Annotated in this window: 16 protein-coding genes and 1 riboswitch; of the genes, 12 read left to right on the forward strand and 4 right to left on the reverse strand. The window is 63.7% G+C overall.

What is annotated here, in order from left to right; genetic code table 11:
- The 9 genes from RBR25_RS05005 to RBR25_RS05045 all read left to right on the forward strand — a co-directional run bounded on the left by RBR25_RS05005 (nt 1) and on the right by RBR25_RS05045 (nt 7593).
- Nucleotides 1-2352, forward strand: coding sequence for an MMPL family transporter (locus RBR25_RS05005; RefSeq protein ID WP_432818440.1), 2352 nt, complete (start codon nt 1-3; stop codon nt 2350-2352).
- Nucleotides 2349-3023 carry a hypothetical protein gene (locus RBR25_RS05010; RefSeq protein ID WP_432818441.1) on the forward strand — a complete coding sequence of 225 codons (675 nt, stop codon included), beginning with the start codon at nt 2349-2351 and terminating at the stop codon, nt 3021-3023. The genes RBR25_RS05005 and RBR25_RS05010 overlap by 4 nt, the downstream gene beginning before the upstream one ends.
- Nucleotides 3010-3381, forward strand: coding sequence for a 3-hydroxyacyl-ACP dehydratase FabZ family protein (locus RBR25_RS05015; protein WP_432818442.1), 372 nt, complete (start codon nt 3010-3012; stop codon nt 3379-3381). Before RBR25_RS05010 ends, RBR25_RS05015 begins: the two co-directional genes overlap by 14 nt.
- On the forward strand, nt 3378-3839 hold the full coding sequence (locus tag RBR25_RS05020; RefSeq protein WP_432818443.1) for an acyl-CoA thioesterase: 462 nt from the start codon (nt 3378-3380) through the stop codon (nt 3837-3839). Before RBR25_RS05015 ends, RBR25_RS05020 begins: the two co-directional genes overlap by 4 nt.
- Nucleotides 3836-4966 carry a beta-ketoacyl-[acyl-carrier-protein] synthase family protein gene (locus RBR25_RS05025; RefSeq protein WP_432818444.1) on the forward strand — a complete coding sequence of 377 codons (1131 nt, stop codon included), beginning with the start codon at nt 3836-3838 and terminating at the stop codon, nt 4964-4966. The genes RBR25_RS05020 and RBR25_RS05025 overlap by 4 nt, the downstream gene beginning before the upstream one ends.
- Complete coding sequence (locus RBR25_RS05030; RefSeq protein ID WP_432818445.1) at nt 4960-5676, forward strand: beta-ketoacyl synthase N-terminal-like domain-containing protein; 717 nt, start codon at nt 4960-4962, stop codon at nt 5674-5676. Before RBR25_RS05025 ends, RBR25_RS05030 begins: the two co-directional genes overlap by 7 nt.
- Nucleotides 5677-5982: 306 nt before the next feature.
- Entirely contained in the window at nt 5983-6765 is a 783-nt protein-coding gene (locus RBR25_RS05035; protein ID WP_432818446.1) for an enoyl-CoA hydratase-related protein, read from the forward strand.
- 329 nt (nt 6766-7094) lie between these two features.
- Nucleotides 7095-7328, forward strand: coding sequence for a hypothetical protein (locus RBR25_RS05040; RefSeq protein ID WP_432818447.1), 234 nt, complete (start codon nt 7095-7097; stop codon nt 7326-7328).
- A gap of 37 nt (nt 7329-7365) precedes the next feature.
- A complete protein-coding gene (locus RBR25_RS05045; protein ID WP_432818448.1) occupies nt 7366-7593 on the forward strand; it encodes a hypothetical protein in 228 nt (75 codons plus the stop codon).
- A gap of 97 nt (nt 7594-7690) precedes the next feature.
- Here the strand turns inward: RBR25_RS05045 and RBR25_RS05050 are convergent, their stop codons facing one another.
- The 3 genes from RBR25_RS05050 to RBR25_RS05060 all read right to left on the reverse strand — a co-directional run bounded on the left by RBR25_RS05050 (nt 7691) and on the right by RBR25_RS05060 (nt 10216).
- Nucleotides 7691-8446: a DUF169 domain-containing protein gene (locus RBR25_RS05050; protein ID WP_432818449.1), complete on the reverse strand. Its 756-nt coding sequence runs from the start codon at nt 8444-8446 to the stop codon at nt 7691-7693.
- Between the two features lie 76 nt (nt 8447-8522).
- Nucleotides 8523-9677 (reverse strand): M20 family metallopeptidase, encoded by a 1155-nt coding sequence (locus RBR25_RS05055; protein ID WP_432818450.1) that lies wholly within the window; start codon nt 9675-9677, stop codon nt 8523-8525.
- A complete protein-coding gene (locus RBR25_RS05060; RefSeq protein WP_432818451.1) occupies nt 9674-10216 on the reverse strand; it encodes a GNAT family N-acetyltransferase in 543 nt (180 codons plus the stop codon). Before RBR25_RS05060 ends, RBR25_RS05055 begins: the two co-directional genes overlap by 4 nt.
- Before the next feature lie 115 nt (nt 10217-10331).
- On the opposite strand from RBR25_RS05060, the gene RBR25_RS05065 reads away from it, so the two are divergent.
- Together RBR25_RS05065 and RBR25_RS05070 are read left to right on the forward strand one after the other, a co-directional pair.
- Nucleotides 10332-11933 carry a DUF445 family protein gene (locus RBR25_RS05065; RefSeq protein WP_432818452.1) on the forward strand — a complete coding sequence of 534 codons (1602 nt, stop codon included), beginning with the start codon at nt 10332-10334 and terminating at the stop codon, nt 11931-11933.
- A gap of 83 nt (nt 11934-12016) precedes the next feature.
- Entirely contained in the window at nt 12017-14524 is a 2508-nt protein-coding gene (locus RBR25_RS05070) for a glycogen/starch/alpha-glucan phosphorylase (RefSeq protein WP_432818453.1), read from the forward strand.
- 94 nt (nt 14525-14618) lie between these two features.
- Here the strand turns inward: RBR25_RS05070 and RBR25_RS05075 are convergent, their stop codons facing one another.
- A complete protein-coding gene (locus tag RBR25_RS05075) occupies nt 14619-15695 on the reverse strand; it encodes a pyridoxal-phosphate-dependent aminotransferase family protein (RefSeq protein ID WP_432818454.1) in 1077 nt (358 codons plus the stop codon).
- Between the two features lie 83 nt (nt 15696-15778).
- Nucleotides 15779-15865, reverse strand: a riboswitch (ZMP/ZTP riboswitch).
- A gap of 173 nt (nt 15866-16038) precedes the next feature.
- Between RBR25_RS05075 and RBR25_RS05080 the strand changes: the two genes are divergently transcribed.
- Entirely contained in the window at nt 16039-18129 is a 2091-nt protein-coding gene (locus RBR25_RS05080; protein ID WP_432818455.1) for a hypothetical protein, read from the forward strand.
- The last annotated feature ends 166 nt before the right edge of the window (nt 18130-18295 follow it).

The raw sequence follows: 18295 nt of genomic DNA on the forward strand, positions 1-18295 counted from the left end.
ATGCTTGGTGCCTTTTTCTCCGCCCTCTACCGTTTTTGGGCTCCTCGGCGATTCCTGCTCTTCGCCCTGACCCTGCTGCTGCTCGGCGGCGGGCTGGCGGGACTGAGCCAATTGCAGGTGCGGGAGGACATCGAGGCGCTTCTGCCCGACGATCTCTCACAGGTCGCCGCCGATTTCCGCCGCTTGCGCGAAGCGCCCTTCGCCCGCAAGATCCTGATTCATCTGCGCGACTCCGATCCGGCGGCTTTACCGGACGCCGCCGACCGGCTCGCCGCCGCCCTGGGCCCCCCTTACTTCACCCGGGTCATGACCGGTCCGGCGTCCCTCGACACCGCCCGCCTTCCCCAATGGCTGGCGGAAAACCTGGCCAATCTGCTGGACGGCGACGATCTGGACCGGTTGGCCGCCGCGCTCACTCCCGAACGGATCGACATCCTGGTCGAGACCGCCTACCGGCAGCTGCTTTCGCCGGAAGGTTGGGTGATGAAGGGGATGGTCCGCCGCGATCCCCTCGATTTGCGTGTTTACGGCCTGGAAAAGCTGCGTTACGTCAATCCCATCGGTCAGGCACGGATCGACGGCGGCTATTTCCACAGCGCCGACGGACGCGGGGCGCTGATCGTCGCCGACTCCCCCGTCTCCCTGACCGATTCCCAGGGAGCCGAGCGCTTGCTGGCGGCCTTCGACGAGGCGCGGACCGTCCTGCCTCCCGGGGTGACGGCGACCCTGGTCAGCGGGCACCGCCACACCCTGGCCAACGCCACGGCGATCAAGGGCGATCTGGCGCGGGTGCTGAGCCTCTCCTTCCTGGCGGTGCTGGCGATCTATCTCTTCTTTTTGCGCAGTTGGCAGGGTGTTTTCGTTTTTCTGGTGCCCTCAGCGATTCTGTTGGTCGCCTCGGGGGTCATCGCCCTCGCTTACGACCAGGTCTTCGCCGTGACCCTCGGTTTCGGCGGGGTGCTGCTCGGCATTGCCGACGAATATGCCATGCACATCTATTTCGCCTGTCGGGGGAGCGGCCGCGAGCGGGCGGAACTGGTCGGTGAAGTGGCCGGGCCGGTGACCGGCGGAGCGCTGGCGACCCTTGCTTCTTTCGCGGTGATGCTGGTTTCGAGCCTGCCGGGGCAACGGCAACTGGCGATCTATGCCATGACCGGGATTGTCGCGGCCCTGCTGTTGTCCCTGGTGGTGCTGCCGCACCTGGTCCGTCCGGCTCCCGCCGGCGGGGCGCTCCGCCTTCCTCTTTTTAGCGGCGGCCAACGGCGGCCGCGCAAGACCATTGTCGCCCTATGGCTGGCGCTGCTGGCTGTTTCCGCGCTCTTTGTCGGTGACCTGCGTTTCGACGGCGAACTTCGGGCCATGAGCCTGATCCCCGAGGAACTGCGGCAGGCCGAACACGACCTGCGCCAAGCCTTCGGCGACCCGCGCGGGCAGGCCATGGCGGTGGTGGAGGATGCCGATAGCGAAGTCGCCCTGGCGCGTAATCGGGAGGTCTTCCGCTTGCTGCGGGCGCGTCTGCCCGAGGTTGCGATCGTCAGTCTGGCGCCGCTGCTGCCCCCGGCCGCCGACCAGCGGCGAAATGCCGAGAACTGGCGCGCTTTCTGGACAGGAAAGGAGGGCCGTCGGATTCTCGCCGACCTCGAAGCCGCCGGTGCCCGCCTCGGCTTTTCCGCCCAGGCCTTCGCGCCCTTTCATGCCGGACTGACGGAACTTCCGCCGCCGGTGACGCCCGACAGCCTGCGTCAGGCGGGGCTCGGTCCCCTGGTCGACGCCCTGATGGTGAAGAGCGGGATGCTGACCCTGGTGCCGGACAGCGCCGAGGCCCGGGAGCTCTTCGCCGGTGAGAATCCGGCCCGGCCGGCCGGAGTGCATTTCGTCTCGCCGACGGGCTTCGGCACGGAAGTCGGTGCCGCCATTCAGCGGGACTTCAGCCGCTATCTGCTGCTCTCGCTGCTGCTGGTGCTGGCGCTGGTGGTCGTCATCTTCCGCGACCGGCGGCGGATTCTGTTGGCCTTGGTGCCGGTCGTCACCGGTCTGCTGGCGATGTTCGGGATCATGGGCGCCCTCGATATCCCCTTCAATCTCTTCAATATCGTCGCCACGGTGTTGGTCATTGGCCTCTGCGTCGATTACGGCATTTTCATGGTCGGCAACGGGACCGGCGCGGGCGCTGCCGGCGTCGATCTGTCGGTGCTCGTTTCGGGCCTGACCACACTCGCCGGTTTCGGCGTGCTGGTCCTGGCCCGTCATCCGGCCCTGCACTCCATCGGGGTGACGGTGCTGCTCGGCATCGGCGCGGCCATTCCGGCGGCGCTGTGGGTGATTCCGGCGCTGCGGGGAGAGCGGGAATGAGCTTGCGCCAAGGAATGGTCGGCCTCTGCCTGGTCCTGCTCCTCGGCGGCTGCGCATCGGTTCCCTTCGAAAAGCCGAGGCTGGTGCCGACCCGGATACTGACTGCGGCCGAGCTGTTGGCGGCGGACTGGCGCGCCGCCCCGGGCCTCTGGCGCATCCGCCAGTCGGGGCTCTTCGAGCTGCGCGGCCGGCGCTTGCCCATGGAAGGTTTTCTCGAACTCGACAACGACGGGCGCCGGGTACGATTGGTCGCCCTCGAAGGCCTGGGCCTGAAGCTCTTCGATCTGACCGTCAACGTCGACGGGGTGGAGGTCCATCACCTTTTGCCCGATCTCGCCAAAGAACCGCGCCTGGCCGAGTCGGTAGCGGCGAGCGTGCGCCGCATCTTTCTGGCGCCGCGCCCCGACGCCGGCGACCGGCTGGAGATTCGCAAGCGCGACTATCGGCTGACTCGACCGGGGGATGACGGGATCGAGTTCCTGTTCGGCGGCGAACCCCCGCTGTTGCTGGAGACCCGCGTCCGGGGGGAGGCCGGTGACTGGCGGGTCGGCTATTACGAGTATCGCGAGGCAGCGGGGGTATCGATCCCTGCAGGGATTCTGCTGCAAGACCGGCGGGCGGGCTATCGTCTGACCCTCTGGCTGGAGAGTGTGAAACATGTCGAAAAGTAAGATGAAACAGGCCATCGCGGTGGCGGGAACGGAGCTGCGACGGGAAGCGGAGGGGGGCGCGAAGGTCTTTTGCCTGCCCGCCGATTTTCCCGGATTCGCTGGGCATTTTCCCGGCTATCCGGTGCTGCCGGCGGTCTTGCAGGTACTCACCGCGCAGGTGCTGGTCGAGGAGTTGCGCGGGCGGCCTTTGCGCCTGGCGAAGTTGGAGCGGGCCAAGTTTCTGCGCCCGGTGCGCCCCGGCGAACCCCTGCGGGTGGAGTGTCGTCCGCGTAAGGGGAGCTGGGAGGCGCGGCTGGCGGTCGAGGGTGAACCGGCGGCGGCCTTCTTTATGACTCTGGTCGAGGAGGATGGAGGATGAGAAAAGCGTATTTCCCGGCGCGCCCCGGCGATCCCGCGCCCTTGCGGGCCATGGTCGAGCGGGTGGTGCGTTTCGAGGAGGTCGATCCCCTGGGGATCGTTTGGCACGGTCGCTATCCCAGCTATTTCGAGGATGCCCGGGTGGCCGTCGGCGAAAAGTACGGCATCGGTTATCTCGATATCTATCGCCAAGGGGTCTTTGCGCCGGTGAAGAAGATGCATATCGATTACCACCGGCCGCTGCGTTTTGGCGAACCCTTCACCATCGAGGGCATTCTCCACTGGTCTGAGGCGGCGCGCCTCAACCACGAGTTCATCATCCGCGACCGCGACGGCCGGCTCGTCACCCGCGGCTACTCTGTGCAGATGCTCATGGACACTTCCGACAACGTCCTCTTGCTCCATCCCCCGTTCATGCAGGCCTTTCTCGACCGCTGGCGGGCCGGAGAGCTGCCGTGAACCGGGTTTGTGTGGTCGATACGGCCCTGGTCAGCGCCTTTGGCGACGGTCTGCCGCCCCTGTGGGATGGACTGCTTGCCGGACGCACGGCCATCGCTCCCTTGACGCGCTTTGCCGCCGACCGCTACCTGAGCCAAGTGGCCGCCTGCGTGCCGGGACTCAAGGCCGAGTCCGGCGAATCGCTGCTGCTTCCCCTGCTCGCACGATTGCTCGACCCGTTGGGGTCGATCCCCGGCGACTGCCGGGTACTGACCGCCACCACCAAAGGGGGCATCGACCTCTTGGAGCGGCGCGGGCGCGGGGAGCTTTGCCCGATAGAAGCGGTTCTGCCGGGAGCGCTGCCGACCCTAGTCGCCCGACGGCTCGGTTTGGCGGATGCCGGGTTGAACATCAACGCCGCCTGCGCCTCCTCAACCCTGGCGTTGGCCCGGGGCGCGGCGTGGATCGCCGCCGGGACCGCCGAGGCGGTGCTGGTCGTCGGCATCGATCTGGTCAGCGAATTCGTTTTTTCCGGCTTCTCCGCCCTGCAAGCCTTGTCGAAAGAGGCCAGTCGCCCCTTCGATGCCCATCGCGACGGACTCTCCCTCGGCGAAGGGGCGGCGGCGCTGCTCCTCATGAGCGAGCCCCGGGCACGGCGGGAGGGGCGCACCGCCTTGGGCACCCTTGCCGGTTGGGGGAGCGCCAACGACGCCAATCACATTACCGCCCCGGCTCGGGACGGCTGCGGGTTGGTGCTGGCCATCGAAGAGGCGCTGGCGAAAGCGGCACTGACGGCGGCGGAGGTCGCCGCGATCAGCGCCCACGGCACCGGCACCGTCTACAATGACGCCATGGAATTGACTGCCTTCACCCGGGTCTTTGGCGACCGGCCACTCCCCGTCCAGTCCCTCAAGGGCGCCATCGGCCATACCCTTGGTGCCGCCGGGGCGATTGAGGCGATTTTTGCCCTGGAGTGCCTGGCACGGGGAGTGCTGCCGCCGACGGTCGGCCTCGTCGAGCCGGAAGAGGCGGGACGCGGCCGGGTCGCCGCTACGGCGCAAAGCATCCAAGGGGATTATCTGCTCTCCACCAATTCGGGGTTCGGCGGGGTCAACGCTGCCCTCCTGCTCGGGAGGCCATCATGCTGAGCGCGCACATCACCGGCATCGGCTGGGTCAATGCTGCAAGTCACGGCTGGGGTGGCCAGGGCCGAAAGTTCGCCCTCACCCCCGGCGAGCTGCCGATTCTCTCCCGGGCCGAGGTCTTCGCCCAGTCCGACCGCCGCTTCGGGCGCATGGATGCCTTCTCCCGCCTCGGCCTCGCTGCCGTCACCTACGCCCTGCGCGACGCCGGGCTGGAGGAGTGGCGGGAAAAACGTTCTATCGGTCTGATCGCCGCCACGTCCTACGGCTGCCTTGCCACCGACCGCGACTACTTCGCCACCGTCATCCCCGACGGCGGCGCCCTGGCCAGCCCACAGCTCTTCGCCTACACCCTCTCCAACACCTTCCTCGGCGAGGCGGCCCTGCGCTTCGGCCTCACCGGCGAGGCCTTGGTCGTCAGCGAAGCGCTGCCCACGGGCCTCGCGCCCCTGGGCCTGGCCCTGGAAAACCTCGCCTGGGAGAGCGCCGCCGCCATGGTCGCCGGCCTCTGCGACCTTGTTCCGCCGGCGGGTATCCCGGCGCTTCCGGGTTTGCCGCCGGGGGCGTTCTTTGTTGTGTTGGAACGGGATATGCGGACGGGAGTGCCCGATTACGGCGAACTGCGGCGGGATGAGGACGGGCGCTATCGGCTGGCGGGGGTGCCGGTGGCCGATCTGGGCGAACTGGTGACGCGGAGCTTGGCGGGAAGGAGCTGAGGCCGCTTGCAAGTGCCTGCCGAAAATGTCTGAGCCGGGACGGGCAACCCGGCTTGCTCGTTCCTTTCGTCCGCCCCGCCGTTGTTGAGCGTGATCCCGGCAAGGGCCTGGTCACGATTGCTTTTCAGGGAGACACGCCCTCGTGACGGTTCCTTGTCCTCTCCATCTCCGTTAAGTTTTCCCTGCCCCCTCTGCGCATCCCTGGAAAAATCTCAAAAATCCGGCATAATTCAAGCCCATCCGGATGATTAATCCGGGGTTTCCGACACATTTCCCTGAAAAATTCCGACGAGAAAGGATACGGCCATGGAGTATGCGAATCTGCGTGTGGAAGTCGCCGACGGCATCGCCCTGCTTACCATCGATCGGCCGAAGGCGCTCAACGCCTTGAACCTGGAGACGCTGCACGAACTGCGGCACTTTTTCACGGCGGTGCAGGAGGAAGCGACGGTCAAGGTGGTGATCCTCACCGGCGCCGGCGAGAAGGCCTTTGTCGCCGGCGGGGATCTGGCGGGGATGGCGCCCCTGGGGCCGCTGGCGGCGCGGGAGAGCGCGCACCTCGCCCAGGAGGTGCTCAACCGTATCGAGCAGGGGCGCAAGCCGGTAATCGCGGCGGTCAACGGCTACGCCCTGGGGGGCGGCTGCGAATTGGCGATGGCCTGCGATATCCGGATCGCGGCGGAGACGGCGCGCTTCGGCCAGCCGGAGATTAATCTCGGCATCATCCCCGGCTGGGGCGGAACCCAGCGTTTGCCGCGTCTGGTGGGCAAGGGTCGGGCCATGGAACTGCTCTTGACCGGTGAGATGATCGACGCTATCGAAGCCTGGCGCATCGGTCTGGTCAACAGGGTCGTTCCGGCGGAGCGGCTGCTGGAGGAGACACGGGCGCTGGCGACGAGGATTGCCGGCAAGGGGCAGGTGGCGGTGCGGCTCTGCAAGGAGGCGGTGGTCAATGGCTTGGAGCTGGAAAGTCTGCGCGCCGCCGCCATGGAAGCGGATCTTTTCGCCCTCTGCTTCGCCACGGCGGACCAGAAGGAAGGGATGCGGGCCTTTCTCGAAAAGCGCCCGGCCTGTTTCCGGGACGAATAGACCCTGCCTGTTCGCTGCTCATACACCCGTATAAAAGTAGAATACACCCTGGATTTGCTAAGACCATCAGTGATTACGGTAAATTGAGTTAGATTTAGGCCAATCTAACGAAACCGACGTAACGAAGAAATGTATATTTGTATTATACGCCAAGGCCTTGCGAAATCCTCTCGCAAGGCCTTGGCGTTTCCTTTTTTATCTTTTATTTTCAACAAGTTGAAAATAATTTATGGGGGTCTTTCCAAGATTGGTACGCTCCTCGCTATAGATAAAGACAACAGCAAGGCACAACGCCTCACAGCAATCACCTGAATCCATAGGAGGACATCATGAAAGTCAAATCCCTGATCGCATCCGCCACCCTCGCCCTTTCCGCCCTGGCCGCTCCCGCATTCGCCGCCTCGACCCGCACCGACCACAGCGGCTTCGTCGTCTGGGTCTTCCTCGGCTTCTGCGGTCTGATCGTCGCCGCCCAGCTCATCCCCGCCCTGCTGGTGATGTTCGGCATCGCCAAGGCGGTGGTCGAGCCGAAAGCGGAAGAAGCGAAACAGAGCATCCACTAACAGCGCAAACGAGCCCGATTCCATAGAGGAGGAGACCATGAAAGCCATCGCCCGTACCAGCCTGTTCACCACCGGATTTCTCACCCTGGCCGGTAGCGCCTTTGCCGCTGGTTCCGCAAGCACCGGCAGCGGTCTCCTCGCCTGGCTCTTTCTCGGCTTCTTCGGTCTGATCGTCGCTACCCAGCTGGTTCCGGCGGTGATGTTGATGATCGGCATCGCCAAGGGCGTGATCTCCGGCAGCGAAGCCACGGAGACCGGCAAGTAAGCGACGGCAGCGAAAACAGCTAAAAATAACAACGGCAGGGATGGTTCACGAACCGTCCCTGCCGTTGTTATTTCCGCTGCTTTGAGCGACCGGGATTTCAGCGATCCCCGGCGCCGGTGGTGAAGGTCGGCGGCAGGTCGCAGCGCTCGGGAATCTGGAAGGGGATGGGATAGCGGATACCGGCCTTGTGGGTGGCGGCCAGTCCTTCGGCGGTGCGCTCCAGCCACCCGGCGGGGATGCCGACGATCAGTTCGTGGTCCTGGGTCATGGCGAAACGACGATCCCCCAGGCAGGGAATCTCTATCGCGGGCTCCCCGGTCTTGGCCACTTGGGCGATGCCCCGGGCGCAGACCCCGGCATCCCCCGAGCTTTTCATGACGAATTCCCCCCCCTGGTGATAGAGAAAAGCCTGGATAAAGCGCATGGCCTGGGCGCTGTTGACGTAGAGTACCACCAGGTCGGGCTCCAGTCCCGCCAGGGGTCGGCTCAGGGGATAGGTCAGCACCCCGGCGATCTTTTCGTTCAGGCGGGGCATCGCCTGCTGCATGGCGCGGGCGGCCAGCTCGTCCTTCTGATAAACCGAACAGTTGACGGCGCCGGAGAGCACCCGTTCGGGGGGCGCGACCAGACCGACGGCGGCTGCGCCGAGAACGCAATGACTGTACTCCGCCGTGCACCAGGTCGACCAGCCATAGTAGCGGCTGTAGGCGATCTGCTGGCAGACTGCCAGATGTTTGTCGCGCAGGCGGATTTTGTGCCCCGCCACCGTTTCCATGTTGCGCACCAGATTCACCCCGACTGCCTGGGTCGTCGGGTTGACCGTCTCTTTGACCGTTGCCAGAAATTCTTCCATCCGCTCCTCCTTTGCTGATAAACAAACGATGTTTTATGGATAGCAGAAAAGGGGGCGGAGGTCGAGACTTTTTACGTCATGGGGCCGGGCTCGGCTCTTTGGTCCTCGCCACCGCCAGGCAGAGGGCGGCATAGATACGGGCGGCGGCGACGACTTCGGCAAAGCTGGTCTGTTCGTCGGAGGTGTGGGCGGTCTCCAGGGAGCCGGGGCCGAGAATCAGGGGCTTGACCCCGGCTTCGAAGAAGAGGTTGCCGTCCGAGTGGGAACGGAAGGCATCGAACTTCAAGGGTAGGCCGAGGCGCGCATAGGTTTCGGCCAACTCATCGGCGAGCCAGTTGTCGGTATCGAGACGGTAGCCCTGAGAGTCGAAGGTGAAGGACATCTCCATGTCGAGATTGTCGATGAAAGCGACGGCGCCTTCGACCTGATTTTCCATCGCCTGGCGCACCGTCGCCGGGTCGGTTTCGGGGGGCAGATGCAGGTCGATCCAGGCCTCGCAGCGGTCGGGAACGACAAAGCCGGCGCGGGAGGAACTGAGTTCGCGGATGGAATAGACCAGTTCCGGCGTTTTCCGGTTGAAGAGGGGGTGACGGCCGAGATGCAGCAGCACCCGCAGCATCGATTCGACGGCATTGTGGCCGAGTTCGGGAAGGGAGGAGTGGGTGCGGCGGCCGCGGGTGATAAGTCCGGTTTCGAGGTAGCCGTAATGACTGAAGCAGGCCGCCAGCGAGGTCGGCTCGCCGATCACCACCCAGGGGGGCGTTTCCCCGGTGAGAAAGGTCGCGCTGCCGTCGCCGTTTTCTTCCTCGCCGACGACCAGCAGCAGGCCAACGGGGGGACGTTTCTCCTCGGGGAGCCCGGCCAGGGCAAAAAAGGCTTCGATCATGGCGGCGCAGCCTCCCTTCATATCGGCGCTGCCAAGGCCGTAAATGATACCCTCTTCTTCGTGCGGGGAAAATTCCTCCAGATCCCAGGCGGTTACGGTGTCGACGTGACCGACCAGATAGAGTTGCGGCGGCTCTTGCCCCATGGTTACGCGCAGGTTGTAGCGGTCCTCCTCGACGACCTGCCGCGCAACGGCGAAACCCGCCTGGCGCAAACGGTCTTCGAGATAGAGTTGGATATCCTCTTCCTTGCCGCTAGGGGAGTAGATTTCCAGCATCTCCATGAGGGTTTCGTGCAGGCGGGTTGGATCGATGGCGTGCCAGATGGCGTCACGGGTCGCGGTCATTTATGCTTCTCCGTCTTCTCGGCTTTTTTCCGTTTTTTCGAGTTTTTGCGCGAGAGATTGAGGGTCATGTAGACGTGCTGTTGGATATTGCCGAAGCCCTGTTTCTGGAAGAAGTGGATGCCCGCCGTGTTGTCGGCGTCGGTGTCGATGATGATCATCCGCACCCCCTGTTCGCGCATACGTCGCTTGATCTCCTTGAAGAGGGCGGCGCCGACCCCGCCTTTCTGCAGGCCGGGGCGCACGCCGAGCCAGACGAGATAACCGTATTTCCAAGAGGAATTGCTCTTTTCCACAGTCGTGCCGAGAGCGAAGCCGAGAATTTTCTCCCCCAGTTCGGCCACCAGACAGAGTTCGCTGTCCGAATTGTAAAGGGTGGTGATTTCGTATTCGTCCCAGGTCCGGTACATGCTGGGGGAATAGTCCGAGGTAAAGAGGTCCTCACCGATATGAAAGACGATGGGAAAATCGTCGATAGTCATCTCGCGGATGCAGAGTTCCTCGTCTTCGGTTTGTTGCGGTGCGTTCATTTCTTCGATCATGGAGAGCCTCGCGCGGGAAATGGAAACTACCTCAATATAGCAGACCGACCGGTTTTGTGTGACTTGTTATGCGGGTCTTTTACGGTTATGATGCGAAGAAAAACCGGAGTTGCCCTTGCCTGACTGGACCTTCCAAGAAATCCTGCCGTACCTTGTCCCGCCCTTGCTCGGGGCCTTCATCGGCTACGTTACCAACTACATCGCTATCCGCATGCTCTTCAGACCCCTGCGTCCCTGGCGGATTTTCGGTCTGCGCCTGCCGCTGACGCCGGGGATCATCCCCGCCAAGCGCGGGGAACTGGCGGAAAAGATGGGGGAGATGGTCGGCAGTCACCTGCTGACTTCGGAAGATGTCGGCCGCGCCCTGGAAAAAGAGGGGTTCCGGCGGGAGCTGAAGGGGGCGGTGGCGGACAAGCTCGGCCATTTTCTTGACCTTGACCTAGGGCCGGTGGTTTCTCTGGTGCCCGCCGAGTTGCGCGGGCGCTTCGCCGATCTGGTGGAGCTGCTGCGCTGGAAGCTGGTCAAGGGCATCTTCGAGTATCTGGAAAGCCCCAAGTTCGAACGGCTGCTGCACAGCTATCTGGAACGCAAGGGAAACGACCTGCTGGCCAAGGATCTCGAAAATTTTCTCTCTCCGGAACGCTATCAGGCCCTACGCGGTCACCTCGATGACAAGCTTTCGCGTTTCCTGCGCTCCGACGGCGTGGCCCGCGCCGTGGCCGCCTTCGTCGACGCCAAGACCGAACAGTGGGTGACCTCCCGGCGCAGTCTGCGTGAAGTGTTGCCCGCCGGGCTGGTGGAGGTGGTGCTGAGCCAGTTGGAGAAGGAGGTGCCGCCGGTGCTGGAACGCTTCGGCGGCATGCTTTACGACCCCGAATTCCGGGGGCGGCTGGTGAAGAAGGCGCGGGAGGGGATCGAGGGATTTCTCGACTCCCTCGGCGGGCTCTCGTCGATTCTCGCCGGCTTCTTCGACATGGACAAGGTTTACGGGCGCATCCCCGAATTTCTCGACAAGGCCGGCGAAGAGATCTCCCGCTGGTTGCGCGAGGAGAAGACCCAGGCGCAGGTGGCTTCGGCCATCCGCGAGCGTCTAGACGGTTTTCTTGACCGGCCGGTGGCCACCTATCTCGAGAAGGTTCCCTACGAAAAGGTCGCCGGAACCCGTCGCTTCATCCGTGAACGGGTGGTCGCCGGGGTGCAGGGGCGGCGTGCCGCCGAAACCCTGCTGACCTTCGCCGAACGGGGCATGGAACGGATCAAGGACAGCTCCTTCGGCTCGCTGCTGCACCGGCTGCTCCCCGAGGGGGGGCTGGAACGTGCTCGGGATTTCTTCGCCGACCGGCTTCTGGCCGAACTGCGCACCCCGGCGGCGCGGGAGGCGCTGGATCGGATTCTCGCCGAACGCTTCGAGCTCTGGCTCTTCCGCAAACCGCTGGGACGGCTCTCGGCCCGGGTGCCCGCCGATCTGCGCGAGGAACTGGAGAGCGGACTCTTCAACCAGCTCGCCGAGCTGCTGAAGAAAGAGGTGCCGCCTCTGGTCGAAACCCTCAACGTGCGGCGGATTGTCGAGGACAAGGTCAATTCCCTCGATATACTCAAGGTCGAAGGACTGCTCATGGGGATCATGAAGGAGCAGTTCAAATACATCAATCTCTTTGGCGCCCTCCTCGGCTTTCTTATCGGACTGGTCAATCTGCTGCTGCTGAAACTGGCCTGATCCCGAGGAGCGTCCTGTTTTCGCTTCTGCGCCGAAATTTACCGGACATTTCACAGGCGGAGCAATCCGCATAGGAGTTGACGATGGATAAACCGCTGGATCCCAACACCCTGCGCGAGAGCTTGACTGAGCTGCCGCCGCTCGGTATGGACATCTTCGACTTGGTCGAGGATTTCCGCCATTATTACACCTATACCCTGGGGCGTGACCGCCATTGCCGTTCCCCCCATTATGCCTATCAGGCTCTGGTGCTGACCCTGCGCGACCGGCTGATGGAGCGCTGGAAGAGCACCCGCTACGCTTATGAGACGGACGGTTGCCGCCAGGCCTTCTATCTCTCCCTCGAATTCCTCATGGGCCGGGCCCTGGGCAACGCCATGCTCAACCTCGATCTCGACGAAAATACGACGCTGGCCATGCAGTGTCTTGGCCAGGATATGGAACATCTCAGCGCCGTCGAGCACGACGCCGGCCTCGGTAACGGTGGTCTCGGGCGGCTGGCGGCCTGCTTCCTCGACAGCTGCGCGACCCTGCAGTTGCCGGTGATGGGTTACGGCATCCGTTACGAGTACGGCATGTTTCGCCAGAACATCGTCAACGGCCACCAGTCCGAGGAGCCCGACCACTGGCTGCGGGACGGCAACCCCTGGGAACTGGTCCGCCCCGAGTACACCATGCGCATCCATTTCGGCGGGCGCACCGAATTCTACCGCAGCGCCACCGGCGTGCTGCGGGCGCGCTGGGTCGACACCAACGACGTCCTCGCCATCCCCTACGATATCCCCGTGCCCGGTTACCACAACGGCACGGTCAACACCCTGCGGCTGTGGAAGGCCGCCGCTACCGACGAATTCGACCTCGGCGAGTTCAATTCGGGACTCTATCCCGAATCGGTCTCGGACAAGAACGCCGCCGAGAACATTACCATGGTCCTCTATCCCAACGACTCCAGCGAAAACGGCAAGGAACTGCGCCTGCGCCAGCAGTACTTCCTCGCTTCGGCCAGCTTGCAGGATGTGCTGCAGCGCTGGACCGGACAGAAGGGGGAGGATTTCACCGACTTCGCGACCAAGAACTGCTTTCAGCTCAACGACACCCATCCGAGTTGCGCCGTCCCTGAACTGATGCGCCTGCTCATGGATGTGCACGGGCTCGGCTGGGACGAAGCCTGGTCGATCACCAGTCAGACCATGGCCTACACCAATCACACCCTCCTTCCCGAGGCCCTGGAACGCTGGCCGGTGTCCCTCTTCAAGGGCCTGTTGCCGCGTCTGCTCGACATCATCTACGAAATCAACGCCCGTTTTCTGGTGGAAGTCTCCCGGCGCTGGCCGGGGGACCACGAGCGCCAGCGGCGTATGTCGCTCATCGAGGAGGGCCCCCAGCCCCAGGTACGCATGGCCTATCTCGCCATCGTCGGCAGCTTCTCGGTGAACGGCGTCGCCGAACTTCATTCGCGTCTGCTGCAGCAGGGGCTGTTCAGCGATTTCTACGATCTCTGGCCGAAGAAGTTCAACAACAAGACCAACGGCGTCACCCCCCGGCGCTGGCTGGCCTGGTGCAATCCCGAGCTGTCCCAGTTGATCACCGAAACCCTCGGCGACAATGCCTGGGTCACCGATCTGCAACTTCTTTCCCGACTGGTTTTTTTCGTCGACGATCCCGCTTTCCGCGCCCGCTGGCGGCAGGTCAAGCAGGATAACAAGGCGCGCCTGGCGAAACTGGTGCAAACCCGCTGCGGCGTCGAATTCAGAACCGAGGCGCTCTTCGACGTGCAGGTCAAACGCATTCACGAATACAAGCGGCAGCTCCTCAACGTCCTTCACGTCATCCATCTCTACGACCGCCTCAAGCGCGGCGACGACGACAACTGGACGCCCCGCTGCGTGCTCATCGGCGGCAAGGCCGCGCCCGGCTACTTTCTCGCCAAGCGCATCATCAAGCTGATCAACAACGTCGCCGAGGTAGTCAACAACGACCCGGATGTGGGGGACCGGCTCAAGGTGGCTTTCATCCCCAACTACGGCGTATCGCTGATGGAGATCATCGCCCCCGGCACCGATCTTTCGGAGCAGATTTCCACGGCGGGGAAAGAAGCTTCGGGCACCGGCAACATGAAGTTCATGATGAACGGGGCGTTGACCATCGGCACCCTCGATGGCGCCAACATTGAGATTCGCGAGGAGGTTGGGAATGAGAATTTCTTCCTCTTCGGCCTCACCGCCGAGGAGGTGGAGGCGCTGCGCGGCCATTACGATCCCCACGCCATCATCGCGGCCGACGAGGATCTGGCCCGGGTCATGCGCCTGCTGGAGAGCGGGCATTTCAACCAGTTTGAGCCGGAGATTTTCGATCCCCTGGTGCAGGCGATCCGCAACCCTCATGATCCCTGGCTGGTGGCTGCCGACTTTCGTAGCTACGTGGATGCCCAGCAGCAGGTCGATATCGCCTATCGGGATCAGGAAAACTGGGTCCGGATGAGCATTCTCAATACGGCGTGCAGCGGCAAGTTTTCCACCGACCGGACCATGCAGGATTACAATCGCGACATCTGGCACCTGGAGCCGACACCGCCGGTGCCTGTGGTGTGACCGGCTTGCCTGGTTGCGGCACCCGACGCAAAAACAACAGGGCCGCCCCGGATGGGAGCGGCCCTGAATGTTTTTTGGGGGAGGCAGGGATCGATCAGGCGCGCACCTGGGGCAGAAGTTCTTCAAGCAGACGGAAGAGTTCGTCGAGGTCGGCCTGGGTCATATCGGCCATGTGCGGAATGCGGAAGGTCTGGTTCTTGATCTTGCCGTAGCCGTTGTCGATGGCGTAACCGCGTTCGCCGGCCAGTTTCTTGAGCTTTTCCAGGTCGGTACGGCCGTCGTTGGTGCCGGCGGTGAGGGTCAGGCTGCGGTAGTCCGCAGCGGCGAAGAGGCCGAAACCTTGATCGAGCACCCATTGGCGGGTCGCCTCGGCCATCTTCCGGTGGCGCGCGTAACGGTTCTCCAGCCCTTCGGCAAAGAACTTGCGCAGCTGATGGGCGAGGGCGTAGATCAGGCTCAGGGCCGGGGTGCTCGGGGTGTTGTCCTTCAGGTCGTTGGTGGCGAACTCCGCAAAGTCGAAATAGTAGCCGCGATTGGGAATGGTTTTGGCTTTTTCCAGCGCTTTTGGCGAGACGGCGAAGACCGCCAGTCCCGGCGGCAGGCCGAAAGCCTTCTGCACCCCGGCCAGGCAGACGTCGGTGCCAAGGGCCCCGACGTTGATTTTCACCGCACTCATGGAGGAGACGGTGTCGACGATGAAGGAGACCTCGGGATATTTCTTCATGACCTCGGCGATCTCTTCCAGAGGGGAGAGGACGCCGGTGGAGGTTTCGTTGTGGACCATGGTCATGGCGTCGTACTTGCCGGTGGCGAGGGCGTTGTCGACCATCTCCGGGGTTACCGGGCGGCCCCACTCGGCGGCGAAGAGATCCGCTTCCAGACCGCAACGGCGGGTGACGTCGTGCCACTTGGTGCTGAAGGCGCCGTTGCCGAAGTTGGCACAGCGTTTACCGACCAGGTTGCGTACCGCTCCTTCCATGACCCCGAAGGCGCTGGAGGTGGAGAGAAAGACGGGATTGTCCGTATTGAGCAGCCGCTTCAGGCCGGTCGTCACTTCGTGCTGGAGGGTTGCATAGTCCTTGCTGCGGTGGCCGATCATCGGCGCGCACATGGCCTGGTAGACGTCGGCGGCAACCTGAACCGGGCCGGGGATGTAAAGTTTTTTGTCCATCGCGGGTGAGCTCCTCTGGCAAAAGGCAAAAAATGGATTGATGACTGGCCGGGCCAACAAGAAAACGCCCGGCTCCGTCAATGCGGAAGAGCCCAGGCGTTCGGCTGTCGCGGTCGAAAATCTCCTGCTCCCCGGTGGTTGCCCACCCTACGCCAGTTACAGGCGACCGTTGAATAAGTTTTCCGCGCCGAAAGGCTCGGCAAGCCGTGCCTGATTAGCATATCCGGGCGGGTCTGTCAAGGGATTCCCTCGTTGACTTTCCCCGGTCTGAAGGTTAGGATGCGAGGGTTTTCAATGGTTTCCCCGTCTGTTTGCTCTTGTTCCCGGGAGGATTGCAAAGCGTATGCGGCTGCCGACGAAATTGCTGCTGATGACCCTGGCCGGACTCCTGCTTATCCCCTTGTCGGTTCGCGCCGAACTGGTTCTCGGGGCTTGCCCTCAGACGACCTTGCTGCTCAAGTCCGTTTCCCAGGCGCAACGCTTGGCTGCCTATCTGGAACACCGCCTGGAGGAATCCGTCACCGTGCGCATCTTCTTCGCGGAAAAGGAACTGCGGGCCGCGCTTGTCAGTGGCACGGTGGTCGATCTGGCGGAGGTGACGGATTCCGGTGCGGTTGCGGAAAAGGGTGTCCGCGTGCTGGTCCGGCCCACGCCGCGGGCGGGGGTCGACGCCACCGGGATTCTGGTCGCGCGCGCCGATCTGGAGGAGGCCCGTTTCCAGCGTCTGGCCGAAGTGCTTGCCGGCATGGAACAGGATGAGGGAGGACGGGCGCTTCTCTCCGACCTGGGGCTGCAGACCCTGACCGCCTCCAGCGCGCCGGAAGCCGCTGCCCGCCCGGTGCCCATGCCGGGAGAGCTTCCCGTTTCCGGCGCGGGACAAGCGCTGGTACTCGGCGTTCTGGAAGCGGATGTCGACGCGGCCGAGGCTTTTGCCGGGGCGTTCGGGCAACGTCTCGGACGGCCGGTGCGGGTTCGATCCTTTCCGTCCGCGGATGAACTGCTCCCGTGGGTGGGACGTTACCGCATGATCGATCTGGCCTTCCTGCCCGAGTCCGCCGAGCGGCTGGCGCTCTCGGCCCAGGTTCTGCGTCTTGCCCGGAGCGCCGATCTGTCTGGATGTAGGGCTCCGGCGGAGAGCCTGCTGGTGGCCCGTTCCGGGCTTTCCTCCCGGCAGCTGAGCAACGTACGTCAGGCCTTGGCGGGCGGCGAAGTGACCCCGATCTCCGTCCCCGTTGTCTCCCGGCCCGCGATGAAAAAGCCGGCCTCCACGGCGGCACCGGTTTCCCTTCCGCCGGGGGTGCGGGGGGGACGGACAGCCGGACGGGTTTCTTCCTCCCTGACCTTGGGCAGCGTGCCCGGCGTCCTCTTTCGCGACGAAGGCCAGGCCCGGGAGTTCGCCCGCCTCCTCGGTTCCCGTCTTGGGGTGCCGGTGAACGTCCGCTCCTTTGCCGACCAGCAGACCCTTCAGCAGTGGCTGTCACGGCATCGGATGATCGACATCGGCGTATTCGATGCGACCTTTTTGCGCCGCCAGCCCGCCGGCAGCGCCTTACCCCTGCTCCCCGCCGGGGCCTTCGGTGGGGGAGAAGTCAGTCTCGTCGCCCGACAGGGTCTTTCTGCCGCCACTCTCCAACGCCTGCGTGACACCTTGAATCAGCTGGTTGACGATCCTGAAGTCAGCCGTCTGCTCGGTGGTGTTGCTGTTCCGCCGCCTTCCGTCGTTGCCGCTCCGGCGGTTCCGCCACCTTCTCGGGTTGAAGCGCCGGTCCAGGTTCCCAGGCCGCCGGCGGTTACCGCCGTACCGCCCGTACCCGTACCGGCACCCCGCTCGGTTCCGGTGCAACCTCCGCCGCCTCCGTCTGCGCCGGTAGCCAAGGTCATGCCTCCCGCGCCGGTTCCGGAAGGGCCGCCGGTTAAGCCGGAGCCCCCGGCTCCGAAGCCGATACCGGAGTTGACGGTGACGAAGAAGGTCGCTGAACCTGAGCTGCGCCTGAGTCTTCCCGGTGAGCGGGAGGAGCTCTATCTCGTGCCCATCACCACGGTCATGGTGCCCGATGCCGTGGTCAAGACGATTTTCGACCGCTTTGTCGAGACGATGAACGCTGACGGCCTTGATCACGACTACAACTTCGTCATTCTCAAGGACGGATTTGATTCGGTGGACAGCAACTGGCGTCGCGAACACGACTATGTCACCGGGGAGGTATCCGGCTATGTGGAGGAGTCGGACTGCTGCTCTACCGACATCCGTGCCAAGTCACGGGTCGCCTTCCCTCGCGCCGGCAGGGAAACCCCGGCCCTGTGGCACGAGTATCCGGTCAAAACCTTCTTCGATCATGATTATTCGACCATCGACAAGGAGCGGCGCAAACTGGCCGAGCACATCGCCGACGAACTGGCCGGCAAGGTCCGCACGGTGCTGACCGGCTCTTGATTCCCCGCTAATTTTTTTCAGATTACCCTTGACATTCCCCCTTGCCTGATTATATTTAGCCCTGCTGTTAGCACTCCCTTCCGATGAGTGCTAACAGCAGGATCCCCCAAGAGGTCCGAGCCGCCGCGGTTTCAACGGTATCAGACGTCTTTTTTATTTTTCCGCT

Origin of the sequence: Trichloromonas sp. (assembly GCF_034006665.1) — a bacterium.
Classification (GTDB): Bacteria; Desulfobacterota; Desulfuromonadia; order Desulfuromonadales; family Trichloromonadaceae; genus Trichloromonas.

Excerpts from the sequence above, each read along its gene's own strand:
- RBR25_RS05005 (WP_432818440.1), top strand. The coding sequence starts at position 1 with ATGCTTGGTGCCTTTTTCTCCGCCCTCTACCGTTTTTGGGCTCCTCGG.
- RBR25_RS05010 (WP_432818441.1), top strand. The coding sequence starts at position 2,349 with ATGAGCTTGCGCCAAGGAATGGTCGGCCTCTGCCTGGTCCTGCTCCTC.
- RBR25_RS05015 (WP_432818442.1), top strand. The coding sequence starts at position 3,010 with ATGTCGAAAAGTAAGATGAAACAGGCCATCGCGGTGGCGGGAACGGAG.
- RBR25_RS05020 (WP_432818443.1), top strand. The coding sequence starts at position 3,378 with ATGAGAAAAGCGTATTTCCCGGCGCGCCCCGGCGATCCCGCGCCCTTG.
- RBR25_RS05030 (WP_432818445.1), top strand. The coding sequence starts at position 4,960 with ATGCTGAGCGCGCACATCACCGGCATCGGCTGGGTCAATGCTGCAAGT.
- RBR25_RS05035 (WP_432818446.1), top strand. The coding sequence starts at position 5,983 with ATGGAGTATGCGAATCTGCGTGTGGAAGTCGCCGACGGCATCGCCCTG.
- RBR25_RS05040 (WP_432818447.1), top strand. The coding sequence starts at position 7,095 with ATGAAAGTCAAATCCCTGATCGCATCCGCCACCCTCGCCCTTTCCGCC.
- RBR25_RS05045 (WP_432818448.1), top strand. The coding sequence starts at position 7,366 with ATGAAAGCCATCGCCCGTACCAGCCTGTTCACCACCGGATTTCTCACC.
- RBR25_RS05050 (WP_432818449.1), bottom strand. The coding sequence starts at position 8,446 with ATGGAAGAATTTCTGGCAACGGTCAAAGAGACGGTCAACCCGACGACC.
- RBR25_RS05055 (WP_432818450.1), bottom strand. The coding sequence starts at position 9,677 with ATGACCGCGACCCGTGACGCCATCTGGCACGCCATCGATCCAACCCGC.
- RBR25_RS05060 (WP_432818451.1), bottom strand. The coding sequence starts at position 10,216 with ATGATCGAAGAAATGAACGCACCGCAACAAACCGAAGACGAGGAACTC.
- RBR25_RS05070 (WP_432818453.1), top strand. The coding sequence starts at position 12,017 with ATGGATAAACCGCTGGATCCCAACACCCTGCGCGAGAGCTTGACTGAG.
- RBR25_RS05075 (WP_432818454.1), bottom strand. The coding sequence starts at position 15,695 with ATGGACAAAAAACTTTACATCCCCGGCCCGGTTCAGGTTGCCGCCGAC.
- RBR25_RS05080 (WP_432818455.1), top strand. The coding sequence starts at position 16,039 with ATGCGGCTGCCGACGAAATTGCTGCTGATGACCCTGGCCGGACTCCTG.